Origin of the sequence: Cupriavidus metallidurans CH34, from assembly GCF_000196015.1 — a bacterium.
GTDB lineage: Bacteria > Pseudomonadota > Gammaproteobacteria > Burkholderiales > Burkholderiaceae > Cupriavidus > Cupriavidus metallidurans.
Genome location: NC_007973.1, coordinates 2,103,898 through 2,119,590 on the forward strand (window position 1 = coordinate 2,103,898; position 15,693 = coordinate 2,119,590).

Annotated in this window: 14 protein-coding genes; 10 read left to right on the forward strand and 4 right to left on the reverse strand. The window is 65.3% G+C overall.

What is annotated here, in order from left to right; translation table 11 throughout:
- Window positions 1-2 precede the first annotated feature (2 nt).
- The 4 genes from RMET_RS09700 to RMET_RS09715 all read left to right on the forward strand — a co-directional run bounded on the left by RMET_RS09700 (window position 3) and on the right by RMET_RS09715 (window position 3,828).
- Entirely contained in the window at window positions 3-1,082 is a 1,080-nt protein-coding gene (locus tag RMET_RS09700; RefSeq protein ID WP_011516665.1) for an ABC transporter ATP-binding protein, read from the forward strand.
- Window positions 1,083-1,098: 16 nt separating this feature from the next.
- Window positions 1,099-2,112 (forward strand): ABC transporter ATP-binding protein, encoded by a 1,014-nt coding sequence (locus RMET_RS09705; protein WP_011516666.1) that lies wholly within the window; start codon window positions 1,099-1,101, stop codon window positions 2,110-2,112.
- A 33-nt stretch (window positions 2,113-2,145) separates the two neighbouring features.
- Window positions 2,146-3,336 carry an amidase gene (locus RMET_RS09710; protein WP_011516667.1) on the forward strand — a complete coding sequence of 397 codons (1,191 nt, stop codon included), beginning with the start codon at window positions 2,146-2,148 and terminating at the stop codon, window positions 3,334-3,336.
- A gap of 81 nt (window positions 3,337-3,417) precedes the next feature.
- On the forward strand, window positions 3,418-3,828 hold the full coding sequence (locus tag RMET_RS09715; RefSeq protein WP_008651568.1) for a DUF3830 family protein: 411 nt from the start codon (window positions 3,418-3,420) through the stop codon (window positions 3,826-3,828).
- 5 nt (window positions 3,829-3,833) lie between these two features.
- Here RMET_RS09715 and RMET_RS09720 read toward each other — a convergent pair whose 3' ends face one another.
- Window positions 3,834-4,772, reverse strand: coding sequence for a LysR family transcriptional regulator (locus tag RMET_RS09720; RefSeq protein WP_011516668.1), 939 nt, complete (start codon window positions 4,770-4,772; stop codon window positions 3,834-3,836).
- Between RMET_RS09720 and RMET_RS09725 the strand changes: the two genes are divergently transcribed.
- Together RMET_RS09725 and RMET_RS09730 are read left to right on the forward strand one after the other, a co-directional pair.
- On the forward strand, window positions 4,771-5,625 hold the full coding sequence (locus RMET_RS09725) for a sulfite exporter TauE/SafE family protein (RefSeq protein WP_011516669.1): 855 nt from the start codon (window positions 4,771-4,773) through the stop codon (window positions 5,623-5,625). The genes RMET_RS09720 and RMET_RS09725 overlap by 2 nt on opposite strands.
- A gap of 106 nt (window positions 5,626-5,731) precedes the next feature.
- Window positions 5,732-5,968 (forward strand): hypothetical protein, encoded by a 237-nt coding sequence (locus RMET_RS09730; protein ID WP_008651565.1) that lies wholly within the window; start codon window positions 5,732-5,734, stop codon window positions 5,966-5,968.
- Window positions 5,969-5,994: 26 nt separating this feature from the next.
- Here RMET_RS09730 and RMET_RS09735 read toward each other — a convergent pair whose 3' ends face one another.
- The gene (locus RMET_RS09735; RefSeq protein WP_011516670.1) at window positions 5,995-9,105 is read right to left on the reverse strand and encodes an efflux RND transporter permease subunit; all 3,111 of its coding nucleotides are present in this window, start codon (window positions 9,103-9,105) and stop codon (window positions 5,995-5,997) included.
- Window positions 9,106-9,114: 9 nt separating this feature from the next.
- The gene (locus RMET_RS09740) at window positions 9,115-10,374 is read right to left on the reverse strand and encodes an efflux RND transporter periplasmic adaptor subunit (RefSeq protein WP_035822548.1); all 1,260 of its coding nucleotides are present in this window, start codon (window positions 10,372-10,374) and stop codon (window positions 9,115-9,117) included.
- 326 nt (window positions 10,375-10,700) lie between these two features.
- Between RMET_RS09740 and hpnD the strand changes: the two genes are divergently transcribed.
- Window positions 10,701-11,531, forward strand: a complete 831-nt coding sequence (gene hpnD / locus RMET_RS09745) for a presqualene diphosphate synthase HpnD (RefSeq protein ID WP_011516672.1) — start codon at window positions 10,701-10,703, stop codon at window positions 11,529-11,531.
- 59 nt (window positions 11,532-11,590) lie between these two features.
- Entirely contained in the window at window positions 11,591-12,853 is a 1,263-nt protein-coding gene (locus tag RMET_RS09750; RefSeq protein WP_011516673.1) for a Zn-dependent hydrolase, read from the forward strand.
- A 93-nt stretch (window positions 12,854-12,946) separates the two neighbouring features.
- Here RMET_RS09750 and RMET_RS09755 read toward each other — a convergent pair whose 3' ends face one another.
- The gene (locus RMET_RS09755; RefSeq protein ID WP_017513458.1) at window positions 12,947-13,324 is read right to left on the reverse strand and encodes a hypothetical protein; all 378 of its coding nucleotides are present in this window, start codon (window positions 13,322-13,324) and stop codon (window positions 12,947-12,949) included.
- Between the two features lie 261 nt (window positions 13,325-13,585).
- Here RMET_RS09755 and ompR point away from each other — a divergent pair, with 261 nt between their 5' ends.
- Both ompR and RMET_RS09765 read left to right on the forward strand, forming a co-directional pair.
- A complete protein-coding gene (gene ompR, locus RMET_RS09760; RefSeq protein WP_006576352.1) occupies window positions 13,586-14,308 on the forward strand; it encodes an osmolarity response regulator transcription factor OmpR in 723 nt (240 codons plus the stop codon).
- A gap of 26 nt (window positions 14,309-14,334) precedes the next feature.
- A complete protein-coding gene (locus RMET_RS09765) occupies window positions 14,335-15,684 on the forward strand; it encodes an ATP-binding protein (protein ID WP_011516675.1) in 1,350 nt (449 codons plus the stop codon).
- Window positions 15,685-15,693 lie beyond the last annotated feature (9 nt).

The following is a 15,693-nucleotide window of genomic DNA, read 5'->3' on the forward strand; positions in this document are numbered from 1 at the left end:
GCATGGTTGAAACGCATGCCCCCCTGCCTACCGCCCCCACAGATGTCGGCGGCCGGGCGCAGCCACTGCTCATCGCGCGCCAGTTGGTCAAGCACTTTCCGTTGAAGTCCCCGGTCCCGCTGCGCAAGGGCGGTGTCGTGCGTGCCGTGGACGGCGTGAGCTTCGACGTCCTCAAGGGCGAAACACTTGGCGTCGTCGGGGAATCTGGCTGCGGCAAGTCCACCACGGCACGCCTGCTGATGCAACTCACGCCGCAGGACAGCGGCGAACTGATCTTCGATGCACAGGGCGTCGACTCCCGGCAATTGCCGATGAAGGCGTTCCGCAGTCAGGTGCAGATGGTATTCCAGGACAGCTACTCGTCGCTCAACCCACGACTGACTATCGAGGAATCGATCGCGTTCACGCCACGTGTCCACGGCGTTTCCGCACGGGAAGCCACGGAACGCGCCCGCTACCTGCTGGAGCGCGTGGGGCTGGAGCCGAAGCGATTCGCCGGCCGCTATCCGCACGAACTGTCGGGCGGACAGCGCCAGCGCGTGAACATTGCGCGCGCGCTGGCGCCACGGCCCCGCCTTGTCATTCTTGACGAAGCCGTGTCCGCCCTCGACAAGTCCGTGGAAGCCCAGGTACTGAACCTGCTGATGGACCTCAAGGCCGAATTCAACCTGACCTACGTATTCATCAGTCACGACCTCAATGTGATTCGCTACCTTTGCGACCGCGTCATGGTCATGTATCTGGGCAAGGTCGTGGAGATCGGCGCAACCGAATCCGTCTATGCCAACCCGGCCCATCCCTATACGCGGGCGCTGCTGACATCGATGCCTTCGATGGACCCCGACCAGCGCACGCTGGCCGCGCCGTTGGCCGGCGATCCGCCCAACCCGATCAATCCGCCATCGGGCTGCAGCTTCCATCCGCGCTGCGTGCGTGCCGAGCCCATTTGCGAGCGGCGCGAGCCTGTGCTCACCGACGCGCTCGCCGGCCATCCAGTGTCATGCCTGATGGCCATGCCAGACGGCGGCCACTCGCTGCCGCTGCGCCGGCTGACGACGAACCTGCATGCCGCCACGCCCTGAACTCGCGGAGACACCAATGTCCACCGACCCCCTCCATTCCCATCCACCCGCAGTGTCCGTGCGAGATCTGCGTGTGTCCTTCGCAAGCGGCGGCAAGACGATCCAGGCCGTCAACGGTGTATCGCTGGAGGTAGCGCCGGGCGAAGCCGTGGCGCTGATCGGCGAGTCGGGCTCTGGCAAGAGCGTCACGCTACGCGCCTTGATGCGTTTGCACCCGCCACGCCGCACGACGATATCCGGCGAGATTCAGGTCGACGGCCAGTCCGTGCTGGATCTCGACAAACGCGGGCTGGCCCGCCTGCGCGGCGGCACCGTCGCCATGGTGTTCCAGGAGCCACTCCTGGCGCTGGACCCCGTCTACACGGTTGGGCAACAGATTGTCGAATGCATCCGCACACACCGTGGGGTATCGACTTCGGAAGCGCGTGCGCTGGCACTCAAGGCGCTGGAATCCGTGCGCATTCCCAGCCCGGAGCGACGCCTGGCCGCCTATCCGCATGAGATGTCGGGCGGCATGCGTCAGCGCGCGATGATCGCGCTGGCGCTGTCCGCGCAGCCCAGGATCCTGCTGGCCGACGAGCCCACGACGGCACTCGATGCCACGGTGCAGATCCAGGTATTGATTCTGCTGCGCGAACTGCAGCGCGAGCTCGGCCTGTCGATCATCTTTGTCACCCATGATATCGGCGCCGCCGTGGAAATCGCCGATCGCGTCGCCGTGATGTATGGCGGACGCATTGTCGAGGAAGGCCCCATCCGCACGCTGATGCGTGACGCGCGCCATCCCTACACGATCGCGTTGCTGCAAAGCCGACAGCATGGCATGGGCCGTGGCGAACGCCTCGCGACGATCGGTGGCGCGCCGCCTGACCTCGCAGCGCTGCCGCCCGGCTGCACGTTCGCACCACGTTGCCCACAGGCCAGTGCGGCCTGCCTGTCGGAGGTCCCGAAAGCCGTATCGCTCGGCAATGAGCATCGCGTCAGCTGTGTGCGGGTTACCGCGCACGCTGCCAGCGAATGCGTCGCCTGAAACCGTTTGATCGATTCCAAGGAAATCGCACCCATGAGCCTGGCCACCCATCCCTCGCGCGCCTTTCTGCCCTACCCCGATGCCCCCGTGCCAAACGCGGCCAATGGCCCGCTTCGCGGCCTGACGTTCGCCGTCAAGGACCTTTTCGACGTCTCCGGCTACCCCACGGGCGGCGGCAATCCGCATGTGTTGGCACGCTCGGGCATCAAGACCACCACAGCGCCCACCGTCCAGAAACTGCTCGATGCTGGCGCGGCGTTCGTCGGCAAGGTCCATACGGACGAGCTCGCGTTTTCGATGAACGGGCAGAACCATCACTACGGCGGCCCTTACAACGGCGCGGCGCCCGATCGCATTACGGGGGGCTCGTCGTCGGGCTCGGCGTCCGCAGTGTCGAACAAGCTGTGCGACTTCGCGCTCGGCACCGACACCGGTGGCTCGGTCCGCGCACCGGCCAGTCATTGCGGTCTGTTCGGCATACGTCCGTCACATGGCCGGATATCGCTGACCCACTGCATGCCACTGTGCGAAACACTGGATACGTGCGGCTTCTTCGCCCGGGATATCGCCACCTTCGCGCGCGTGGCCGATGTCCTGCTGGGTGCGGATGCCAATCCGCTGCCCAGCCGGCCCAGGCTGTTGCTGGCAGCCGACCTGTTCGAACTGCCAACGCCCGAGGCGCGCAAGGCGCTTGCACCCGCCACCGCTCGCATCGAGGCCGTGCTCGGTAAAGCCTCGCCCGTTGACGTGGCCGATCGTCCGCTGTCGGATCTGTACTGGGCCTTTCGTTACGTGCAGGGCTGGGAGGCGTGGCGGGCGGATGGCGCGCTGATCGAGAACTATGGACTGCAGCTGGGGCCCGATGTCGCCGGCCGATTCGCGTTCAGCAAGGAGGTAACGGCAGCGCAGTTCGAGAAATCGAGCGCCGTGCGCCGGGAGTTCACGGCTCACCTGGGCTGTCTGCTGGGTCAAGACGGCATCCTGTTGCTACCGACGATGCCGGACATCGCGCCACTGCGTACGACGCCGATGGAAGCACTCGAAGACTACCGGACCACCGCGGCGCATACGCTATGCCTGACCCCGCTGACCGGATTCCCTCAACTCAGCCTGCCGCTATCCGGGCGCGACGGCGCGCCACTGGGAGTATCCCTGATTGGCCCCATGGGGAGCGACCGCAGCCTGATTGCCGTGGCCGAAACATTGATGACGGCGATTGCCTGAACTAAGCTGGTGCCAGACCGCTCCCCGATCCTCGTCGGCGGCGCGGATGGCGCCAACCGCTCCCATCACGGCAATCACATCATGACCCGACTCCGCATCTCCGCCGCCGGCTACACCTTTATCGCCGATACCAACCCCGATGCGCCGCAGACCGTTGCCGCGTTCCTGAAGCTGCTGCCCTATCGGCAGAAGCTGATCCACGTACGCTGGAGTGGCGAGGGCTGCTGGATTCCATTGGGCGAGTTCAGGCTCGGTGTCGACTTCGAGAACCACACGAGCCATCCGTCCGTGGGCGACATCCTGTTCTACCCAGGCGGCTACAGCGAGACGGAGATCATCCTGGCCTACGGGAGCTGCTGCTTCGCCAGCAAGCTGGGACAACTGGCGGGCAACCACTTCCTGACCATCGTCGAGGGCAAGGAAAACCTGCGCGCCCTGGGCACCAAGGTGCTGTGGGAAGGCGCCCAGGACGTCGTATTCGAACTGGCCTGACGGGTTCAGGCGGCGCCGGCGGACAGCGCCAGCGTACGGAGCGCCGCCACCGGCTCGGGCGCATCTCGGCGGGAGAGCAGTACCACACGTGTCGTCGCGCCCGCATCGGACAGTGGCACCAACCGGACGCCATCGGGCCCGAACCACTGCATCGATTCCGGCACCACGGCTACGCCAAAGCCCGCCGCCACAAGAGATAGCTGCGAAAGCTTGCGCGAAATCGCACCGGCCGCCGTTGGATAGAAGCCGCTCGCCTGGCAAAGCTGCGCCACGCGGTAGCTGAGCCCGCCCCGCTCCGGGTGCGGCAGCGAGACAAACGGCATCTCTCGCAAGGCACTCAGCGTCAGCGATTCCCGTCGCGACATCGGATGATCGGCGCAGACAGCCACGACCAGCCGCTCCCCGGCCATCGGATCGATCTGGATGTTCGGGTAGCGGCGCAGTACCGGATCACGCGCCAACCCGAGGTCGGCACGGCCCTCCTCGATGTCGACCGATTGCTGCTCCGACGATGCCTGGGCAACTTCAAAGCGGGCGGCGGGATGGTCGGACTGCCAGCGATGCAACCAGCCGCAACGCTGCGGCGTCAGCACGACCGAACTCGAATGGAGCAGGCGTATCGCATCGGCCCCACCGCGCTGCACTTGGCGGGCCTGCACGGCTGCGCCGGCGAGGTCGGACAGAATGCGGCGCGCCGATTCGTAGAATGCCTGCCCCGCCGCCGTCGGCTCCACGTGCCGAGGCTTGCGCACCAGCAGTTCCACCTGCAGCGTCGCTTCCATGTCACGTATCTGCCGGCTCAGCGCCGATTGGGCGATGAACAGCCGTTCGGCCGCCAGGCTGAAATTGCCTGCGTCCACAATCTCGACGAAATAGCGCAACTGCTTCAGGGAGGGCGTCATAAGCATGAGTGTGCCACGCGCTTCATTGACTTTGGCTGCCATGCCGATTTGCGATGGCAGCGCACGGCATTTGCGATCGCTCGGCCCGTCGCGCGGCGCTACGCTGAATCCTCTCCCAATCCCCGCCTCGCCGATGGACCTGTCCGCCCTGCTTCCCGACGTTTCCCTGCCCGCCTATGCCACCATGAGCGCCGCGTTGGCCGTGGCGTACGTCATCTTCGGCATCGCCGGATTCGGCACGGCGCTGATGGCAGCACCTGTGCTGGCCTATGTGATGCCCGTCGCGCAGATCGTGCCACTTCTGGCGTTAATGGACTGCTCGGCGGCACTTCTAAACCTGGCACGCGACGGACACGCCGCCGATCGTACCGAGTTGCGGCGGCTGGTGCCGTGCCTGCTCATTGGCAGCCTGATCGGCGCGGCACTGCTGCTGCGGATACGCGCCGACCTGCTGCCCGCCGTGCTGGGTGTCTTCGTCACGGCGTATGCGATCTGGTCGTTGCTCGGCAAGCGGCCGGCCACGCGACTTCCCTCATCCGCCGCCGTGCCGTTCGGGTTGGTCGGTGGCATCTGCTCCGCAATGTTCGGTAGCGGTGGCTTTCTGTACGCGATCTATCTGTCGAGCCGGCTCGACAAGGACGCCATGCGTGTCACCCAATCGACCTTGATTGGTTTGTCCACGCTGACGCGGTTGGTGCTGTTCCTGCTGGCGGGCGTTTACGCGCGCGCGGAACTGCTGAAGCTTGCGGTGGCACTGGCGCCGGCGATGATCGCTGGGCTGTGGGCCGGGCGCCAGATTACGCTGCGCATGTCGCGCGAGCAGTTCCTTCGCGTGGTGAACGTGATCGTATTGCTTTCAGGCAGCGCACTGGTCATTCGCACCTGGCTGGCCTGATCGGGCTCCTCGTGCATTAGCGCCTCGCGCCCTATCTCCTCGCGCGCTAACATGCCGGCATCGCGGTCCCACTGTCGGGCCCACCCAAGCTGGAGATGCTCCCCGTATGTACATGATCTACTGGACCGAGGCCACCGCCGACGGTCTGGCGCCGCACGCGCAATCGTTCCCCGGCGATGCACTCAAGGATGCACTGCAGTTCGCGGAGGCGCTGCGACGTCGCCAGTTTGCCGGCGAGCCGGTCAGCTTTGTCACGCTCTGCTCGGAGAATCCGAACTCGGTCGGCAAGCCGGGCGCGGCTGACCCGCCGCCCGACTACGAATGGAAGAAGCGCAGGCCGTAGCGGCCTGCTGCCAGCCCCCCAAACCCTCAGTTCGTCATCACCCCTTGCCCGCCTTCCGGGGCCCGGACACGGAACCACGCCGCGTACAGCGCGGGCAGGAACAACAGCGTCAGCACCGTGGCGACGATCAGGCCACCCATGATCGCGGCGGCCATTGGCCCCCAGAACGTCGAACGCGACAGGGGAATCATCGCCAGCACCGCCGCTGCGGCGGTCAGCATGATCGGGCGGGCCCGACGCACCGCTGACTCGACGATGGCCTGCCACGGCGGAATGCCCGCCTTGATGTCCTGCTCGATCTGATCAACCAGAATCACCGAGTTGCGGATAATCATACCCAGCAGCGCGGTAATGCCCAACTGGGCGACAAACCCCATCGGCGCGTGCAGGAGCAACAGCGTCGCCGCCGCGCCAATCAGGCCCAGCGGGCCGGTCAGGAACACCATCACCGAACGCGAGAAGCTGTGCAACTGCAGCATCAGCAACGTGAAGATCAGGAAAATGCACAGCGGCAGTTGCGCGGCGATCGACGCGCCGGCCTTGCCGCTTTCCTCCTGCGCGCCCGCGATCGTGATGCGGTAACCGGGCGGCAGGCTGGCGCGGATCGCGTCGAGCTTCGGATCGATCTGCGCGGTCACGGTCGGCCCCTGGATGCCATCGACGATGTCGGACTGCACGGTAACGCCGAAGTCACGATTCTCGCGCCAGAGCACGCCGGGCTCTGATTTCAGCGTCACGCGCGCCACCTGCGTCAGCGGCACGGCGCGGCCCGTGCTGGTCGGCACCAGGATGTTGTTCAGGTCCGACATCGTGTCGCGCTCGCTTTTCGGCGTGCGCATGACGATATCGATCAGCTTGTCCGCGTCGCGATACTGGCCAACCGGCACGCCAGTCAGCACCGCCTGCGTGGCGCGGGCAATCGCGTTGGTGGTCACACCGAGCGCACGTGCCTTGTCCTGGTCAAGCTCGAGACGCAGCATCTTCACGTTCTCGTTCCAGTTGTCGTTGACGCCGACCGTGTTCGGATTGGCTGCCATGATGGCCCGCACCTGATCCGCCGCCTTGCGCACCCCGGCGGCATCCGGACCAATCACCCGGAACTGCACCGGGTAGGCAACGGGTGGCCCGTTTGGCAGCAGCTTCACACGGCCCCGGAGTTGTGGGAACTCCGCGGCCAGCACCTGCTCGATGCGCTTGCGCAGCACGTCGCGTTGCTCCGCGTCCGCCGGCATCACGATCAGCTGCGCCACGTTCGACTGCGGCAGGATCTGGTCCAGCGGCAGGTAGAAGCGCGGCGCGCCAGTACCTATGAACGTGGTCAGGCTGCCCACGGCCTTGTCGCGCCGCATCGCCACTTCGAAGCGCTTGGCTTCGGCTTCGGTCTGCACAAAGCTCGTGCCTTCCGGCATCCAGAGTTCGACCATCAACTCGGGGCGGCTCGAATCGGGAAAGAACTGCTTCTCAACGAACTTGAACGCGAACAGCCCCAGCGCGAACGCCGCCAGCGTGACCACGATCACGGTCTTGCGCCACGTGACACACCAGTTCACCAGCGCACGGAAGCGCGCGTAGAACGGCGTATCGAACACCTCATGATGGCCGCCGTCGCTCGGGCGCGTCTTGAGCAGCAGATAGCCCAGGTACGGTGTGAAGTAGACCGCCGCCAGCCAGGACAACACCAATGCCAGCGCCGTCACGGCGAAGATCGCGAACGTGTATTCGCCAACGGTCGAGCGCGCCAGCCCCACGGGCAGGAAGCCCGCCGCCGTAATCAGCGTGCCGGTCAGCATCGGCATTGCCGTGGACGTGTAGGCAAACGTGGCGGCCTCCATCTTGGAGAAGCCTTCCTCCAGCTTGCGCACCATCATTTCGACGGCGATGATCGCGTCGTCCACCAGCAGGCCCAGCGCGATGATCAGCGCGCCAAGCGATATCTTGTGGAGCCCGATGCCGAATATGTTCATGAACAGGAACGTCACGGCCAGCACCAGCGGAATCGTCAGCGCCACCACGAGTCCGGGACGTACGTCGAGCCGTAACGGCCGCGTATGGAGCCCGAGCGAGACGAAGCTCACACCCAGCACGATCACAACGGCCTCGATCAGCACCCGCACGAACTCCCCCACCGAGTGCTTCACGGCCTGCGGCTGATCCTGGACCTGATCCATCTCGATACCGACCGGCAACTGGTTGCGCAGGCCATCGACCACGCGGCGCAGTTCCTTGCCCAGCGCGATGATGTCCCCGCCCTTCTCCATCGAAATACCCAGGCCGATCACATCCTTGCCGTTGAAACGCATCCGGCTCACCGGAGGATCGACATACCCGCGATAGACGTGCGCGATGTCGCCCAGCCGAATGTTGGCGATGCCGTTCGGCCCGCGCAGGACCAGGTTTTTCAGGTCTTCCACCCCGCCAAGCTGCCCGGTGATGCGGATCTGCAGGTTGTCGGTTGGCGTCACGAGGACACCACTACCGGTGGGATTGTTCTGCTCGGCAATCTGGTTGGCGATCGCATTGATGTCCAGCCCAAGCTGCGCGAAGCGTGCCTGATTGAACTCGACATAGAGCTTCTCGTCCTGCAGCCCCAGCAGGGACACCTTGGCCACGGCGGGGATGCGCAGCATCTCCTGCCGCACGAGATCCGCATACTCGCGCAGTTCCTTGTAAGTGAAGCCGTCGGCCGACAGCGCATAGATCGAGCCGTACACATCGCCGAACTCATCATTGAAGAACGGCCCACGCACGCCCTGTGGCAGCGTCGGCTGGATGTCGCCAATCTTCTTGCGCACCGTGTACCAGATCTGCGCAGTGTCCTTGGCCGGCGCGTTGTCGGCCAGCTGGAAGATCACCGTGGTCTCGCCCGGCTTCGAGAAGCTGCGGATCTTGTCCGCGTATGGCACTTCCTGAAGCTGCCGTTCGATCTTGTCGGTCACCTGCACGGCGATCTGCTCGGCGGTAGCGCCGGGCCAGAGCGCCTGCACGACCATCACGCGGAACGTGAACGGCGGATCTTCGTCCTGCCCGAGCTGGAAGAAGGCCAACAGGCCGCCCAGCAGCAGCACAACGAGCAGGTAGCGGGTCAGCGGCTGGTGCTCAAGCGCCCAGCGCGACAGGTTGAAGCGGGAATGGTCCATGCGCCGCCCTCAGCCCAGGCGCCTATCCAGCGCGGCCAGCGGCGCGCCAGGATTCGAGGCCGGCTGCGCCGGAGCGATGCTCTGCATCGGCCTGACCTTCTGCCCCGGCCTGAGCAGGTGCACACCCGCCGTGACGATGACCTGACCCGGCTTCAGACCGCTTCGCACTTCTATCAGGTTGCCGTCGGCGTTGCCGAGCATCACCGGCACCGGGTTGACCGTGCCACCCGTGCCCTTGCCGCCGGAATCCGGTTGATAGACCCAGACCTGATTGCTGCCGTTGTTCTGCAGCAGGGCCGTCAGCGGAATGCGAATCGCGGCACTGTCGCCAGATCGGACAAAGGTCACCACGGCGGTCATGCCGATGCGCAGGTCAGCCGGCGGATTGGGCACGCTGACACGCGTCGGGTACGTCCGCGTCACCGTATCGGCAGCTGCGGAAATCTCGCGAACCCGTCCCGGCAGCACGCGATCCGGTTCCGACCAGGTGCGAATCGTGACTTCGGTAATGCCACGCAGCATGTCGACCTGATCTTCCGGCAGGCCGATCGCCACTTCCTTCTCGGCCGTCTGCGCCACACGGATCACCGGCTGGCCCGGTGTAACGACCTGCCCCACCTCGGTGTCGATCGCGGTCACCACGCCATCGGCGTCGGCGGTCAGCACCGCATAGCCGGTCTGGTTCGCCTGATTGCGCAGATTGGCCTGGGCCTGCTCCAGCTTCGAAGCGGCCGAATCGTAGGTGGCCTGGCGGCGGTGCTGCTCGGCGGCACTGATAAATCCCTTGGCCGCGAGTTCGTTGTAGCGCTTGAGATCGGACGCCGCGAGATCGCGGTCGGTCTTGGCCGCGTCGTACTGGGCACGCGCGCCGGCTTCCGCCAGCCCCAGGTCGGTCGGATCAAGGCGGGCCAGCGGCTGACCCTTGCGCACAGTGGCACCCACGTCCACCAGACGGGCGGCGATCTTTCCGCCCACGCGGAAACCCAGGCGCGACTCCACGCGCGGGCGCACCTCGCCGGAGAATTCAAAGGCCGTCTTGCCCCCTGCCGGGTTCAGTTGCAGCAACCGCACCGGCCGCACGTATTCGACCGATTCCGCCTGCTTGCCGCAGCCAGCCAGCATCAAGGCAGTCGAAAGCGCAAGCATGGCCAGCCCCGCGGCGATGGGCCGGGCGGCACGGCGTCCGCGCCGACGTTCCGGCAGCGGCGCGAGAGAACGAACTTCAGCGTCTACGGCCGCAACTTCCGGCCCGGCGTAATGCACTGGCATGGACAAGCGATATCTGGTCGGTGGAACGGGTGCAGCCGGTGGCCCTCGCCTGACGGCGAGCGACTCTCTGGAATGCGTCTTTGGGATAACTTTCAGGCATCTGCGCGGATGCCTGGGGCCAAGGGAAGAAATTAATAACTGGCCGGTCAGTAATATACTGATCACCCTCGAGTGCGTCAAACGGCGGATGACGAACAGGAGTATCGTGCGACGAAAGGTCCGCAGGCGAGCGTCAGCGGGCGCCTGAAGGCGCCGGCGGCTTCGCCCGGTGCTACAATCCGCGCCTTTGGCGCCGCCCCCGCCGCCCCACATTCAAAGAGATTGGCGTGACGCCCGATCAGTATTGCCAGGACAAGGCCGCCCAGAGCGGCTCCAGCTTCTACTACAGTAGCCTGCTTCTCCCCTCCGACCGCCGCAACGCCCTGACCGCGCTGCAAGCCTGGCGCCAGGAACTCGATGCCATCGTCAACGAGAACCATGACGCCGGCGTAGCCCATCAGCGCCTGGACTGGTGGCGCGCGGAATTGCGCCGCCTGTACGACGGGGGGGCAGCCCACCCGGTCAGCCAGGCGCTGCAGCCGCATCTGGATGCGCTGCCGCAGGCCGAAATGGCCGAGATGCTCGCCGCCACCGAGATGGATTTGGCGCAATCGCGCTATCTGGACGAGATCGGCCTGCTTCGATACTGCCGCGCCTCGGGCGGCACGTTCGGCAAGCTGACGGCCCGCGTGCTTGGCCACACCGACCCACGCACGCTCGACGCCGCGGAACAGCTTGGGCTGTCCTTGCAGCGGGTGCGCATTGTGAAGGATATCGGTGGCGATGCGCGCCACGGCCGCATTTATATTCCCGTCGATACGCTGCAACGCTTGGAAGTGCCCGCCGCGGACATCCTCCAGTCGCGCCATTCGGACCGCTTTGTCGCGCTGATGCGGGAACAGGCCACGCAAGCCCGCGCGCTGTATGGCGAGGCACTGGCCGCACTGCCACGCGCCGATCGTCGGTCTCAGCGTGCCCAGCTGGCCTTCGCGGCCATTCAGCACGCTCTTCTGGACGAAATCGAAGCCAGCGACTTCCAGGTCCTGAACCAGCGCATCGATCTGACGCCGATGCGCAAGCTCTGGATTGCCTGGAAAACCTGGCTGAAGAATGGCTAACCCCCGGCTTCGTTCTGCTTTTCTGCCTTTCTGCTTTCTGCCCTACTGTCGTTGACGCCATGACCATCGCCACCCCTTCCCTCGGCCAGTCGATCCTCGAACGCGCCGAAGCCCTTGCCCGCTTCTCGGATATGGAGGATGGCCTGACCTGCGCCTTTCTGACGCCCGCCCACCGCCAGGCACAAGCGCAGTTGGCACGGTGGATGGAGGATGCCGGCATGACGGTAAGGATCGACGCGATCGGCAACGTGATTGGCCGTTACGCCGCCGATTCGGCCACGGCCAATCCGAAGGTGCTGATGACGGGCTCGCACTTCGACACGGTGCGCAATGGCGGCCGCTATGACGGCAGGCTCGGCATCCTGCTGCCAATTGCCGTCGTTGGCGCGCTGCGCGATGCCGGCATCCGCCTGCCCTATCACTTCGAAGTGGTTGGATTTGCCGAGGAAGAAGGCCTGCGTTTCAAGACCAGCTTTCTGGCCAGTAGCGTGCTGGCGGGACGCTTCGACCCCGCGCTGCTCGACCGCGCTGACGTGGATGGCGTGACGATGCGCGAGGCGCTGGCCGACTCCGGCCTGCCCGGCGCCGGCGACATCGACGCCTTGCGCGCTGCGGCGGTCGATCCGTCGACATTGGCTGGCTTTGTCGAAGTCCATATCGAACAGGGCCCGGTGCTGCTCAATCGCGGATTGCCGCTCGGCATCGTGACCCAGATTGCCGGAAGCAGCCGCTTCCAGGTACGCGCGGAGGGCCTGGCCAGCCACGCTGGCACCACGCCGATGGATATGCGCCGCGATGCCGCGACGGGTGCCGCCGAAATGATCCTGCTCGTGGAGTCTCGCTGCGCCCAGGTGCCGACGCTGGTGGGAACGGTGGGCCAGCTTCAGGTGCCGAACGGGTCAAGCAACGTGATTCCGGCCGCGTGCGTGTTCTCGATGGACATTCGCGCCGGCGAAGACGGCATCCGCGAGGCCGCCATCGCCGATATCGTCGCCGGGATCGAGCGGATTGCCGCAAAGCGCAGCCTGAAGGCCAGCGTGGAGCGCGTGACGCCGGTCAACAATGCGCCTTGCGCGCGCTGGCTGATGGATCAATTCGGCGCGGTGCTGAAAAAGCGTGGCCATGAAGTGTTCGAACTGCCTTCAGGCGCAGGCCACGATGCGATGATGATGCACCGCATCATCGATGTGGCGATGCTGTTCGTCCGATGCGGCAATGGCGGTATCAGCCACAACCCGCTCGAGACGATCACCGAGGAAGACGCGCAACAGGCAGCCGAAGTCTTCGTGGACTTCCTGCGGCATTTCCGGGTGAAAGACTGAGCGGACTGGGCCTGGGGGGGGCCTGGGGGGGGCCTGGGGGGGGCGGTACGGCAAAGCCGCGCAACCACGCCAGGATCACTCTGAAGCGGTTGCTCAGCCGCCTTGGTACATCTCGCGGCTGAGATCGTAGAGATTCTTGCGTAACGTCTTGCGCTCGTCGGGCGACAGGCGTGGATTGCCACCGCGCTGCCCCTGCCGCGTGGCGCGGTCCGCCATGTCCCGTTCGGACTCGGCCTTGTCTGACCGCCGGCCGGACGGGCGACCTCGCTCCGAGGCCTGGCCGTTGCCGCCCTGGGCGCTGGATGAGGACTGGCTTTTCGATGTATGAAGCAGATGTGCCATACCCGCCGACTGGGCCAGCGCCACGCCGGATGCAGCCGTAATCAGCAGGGTCAGGCCAGCCAGACATGCTGCTCGCGCGTACGTCGCGCGCCGCAGGGTATGCCCAGGCCGGATTCGCTTCACTTTCATTGGATAATGGCGGTTTCGACGGCACCCCGACCGCCTGCCATCCAGCATCAACTGGGGGGAGGCTGCGTGGCCCCTGCCGTCGACAAGGGGCGCGGGATGCCCGTGGTGGCCGTTCCTGAAATTGGACCAAAAATCGGCATCAGGAATACGGTTTGCGGAGTGTAAATGCACAAAAGGTGCACGCCGCCATACCACAGGGTAAAGTATGTAACGTTTTGTTAAGCCATTTTGAGCGAAAGCGATAGTCGCTAAGATACCGCCATGGAAAATACCAGCCACAAGATTCTCGTCGTGGACGACGACCCGCGCCTGCGCGATCTTCTACGCCGCTATCTCGGCGAGCAGGGCTTCACGGTCCTCGTGGCGGAAAACGCCACGGCCATGAATAAGCTCTGGCTGCGCGAGCGTTTCGACCTGCTGGTGCTGGACCTGATGATGCCGGGCGAGGACGGCCTTTCCATCTGCCGCCGCCTGCGAGGCGCCAACGACCAGACCCCGATCATCATGCTCACCGCCAAGGGTGAGGACGTGGACCGTATCGTCGGCCTGGAAATGGGCGCGGACGACTATCTGCCCAAGCCCTTCAACCCGCGTGAACTGATCGCGCGGATTCACGCCGTGCTGCGCCGCAAGGGTCCCGCCGAAGTGCCTGGCGCCCCGTCGGAAACCCCGGAAACGTTCGCCTTCGGCGATTTCGTACTCAACCTGGCCACGCGTACGCTGACCAAGAACGACGAGGAAATCACGCTCACCACGGGCGAGTTCTCGGTGCTCAAGGTTTTCGCGCGCCACCCACGCCAGCCGCTCTCGCGCGAAAAGCTCATGGAAATGGCACGCGGCCGCGAGTACGAAGTCTTCGACCGCAGCCTGGACGTGCAGATTTCTCGCCTGCGCAAGCTGATCGAGCCGGATCCGGGTAACCCGCGCTTCATCCAGACGGTCTGGGGCCTGGGTTATGTCTTTATCCCCGATGGCGTGAAGTAATTCCGGTCGCACCTCACAGCTTCATCGTGGCGACCGCTCTCGGCCGTACCGCAACGCGGTTCTTTGGTTCGCTCTTCTGGCGAACCTTCATGCTGATCGCCCTGTTGCTGGCGATCTCGCTGGGTATCTGGTTCCAGAGCTACCGGCTCTTCGAACGCGCGCCGCGTGCCCAGCAGATCGCCATGCAGGTAGTCAGCGTGGTCAAGCTCACCCGCGCGGCCCTGCTCTACTCGGACCCGGCTCGTCGCCGGTTCCTTCTGCTCGACCTCGTCCAGAACGAGGGCATCAAGGTCTATCCGCGCGAGAAGGACGATGACTTCGCCGCGCCCACGGCCAACCCGTTCCTGACACAACTCGTGCAACAGGAGATTCGCGGCCGCCTGGGCGAAGACACGGTCATCGCGACCACGGTCAACGACATTCCCGGCGTGTGGGTCAGCTTCGAAATCGAAGGCGACGACTACTGGGTCGCCATCAGCCCAGAACGATTCGAGCGCGTGCCAGGCATCCAGTGGCTCTGGTGGAGTATCGCGGCGCTGATGCTGTCGATCATCGGCGCGGCATTCATCACCGCGCGCGTCAACTATCCGCTCAAACGACTGGCCAACGCCGCGCGCCAGATCGGGTCCGGTGGCGATCCGCCGCCGCTGCGCGAACAGGGCGCAAGCGAAGTGGCGCAGGCCAACCGCAGCTTCAACCAGATGGTGCACGACCTGCGTCAGCTCGATGACGACCGTGTAGTGATGCTGGCAGGTATCTCGCACGATCTGCGCACGCCGCTCACCCGCCTGCGGCTGGAAACCGAAATGTCCCCCGTGGACAACGTCACCCGCGACGCGATGATCGCCGACATCGAACAGATGGACGCGATCATCGGCCAGTTCCTGAACTATGCCCGGCCAGGGCAGGAAGTCGTGGAACCGGTCGATCTGTCGACGCTCGTGCAAGAGTCCGTCGGCGTCTATGCCGCGCATGACGACGTGCGCATCCACGTGCGATCGAACGGCCCGGTGATGGCCATGGCCAACCGCATGGAAATCCAGCGCATTCTCGACAACCTCGTGGAGAACGCGCGGCGCTACGCCAAGGACGAAGAGACCGGCATGGCCGAAGTGGAGATCTCCACGCGCGTCGAGGACAAGGATGCGTTGCTGGTAGTGGCGGACAACGGCATGGGCGTGCCAGACGAAGAACTGTCGCTGCTGACGCGCCCGTTCTACCGGCTCGACGCCGCCCGCAGCGAGGCCAAGGGGGCCGGCCTGGGCATGTCCATCGTCAACCGCATCCTGCAGCGCAACGGCGGCAGGCTGGTCCTTGCCAACCGTCCGGCGCCCAAGTCCGGGCTGGTGGTCAGCGCAATCTTCCGGCGCGCCTGAGCGCCATCT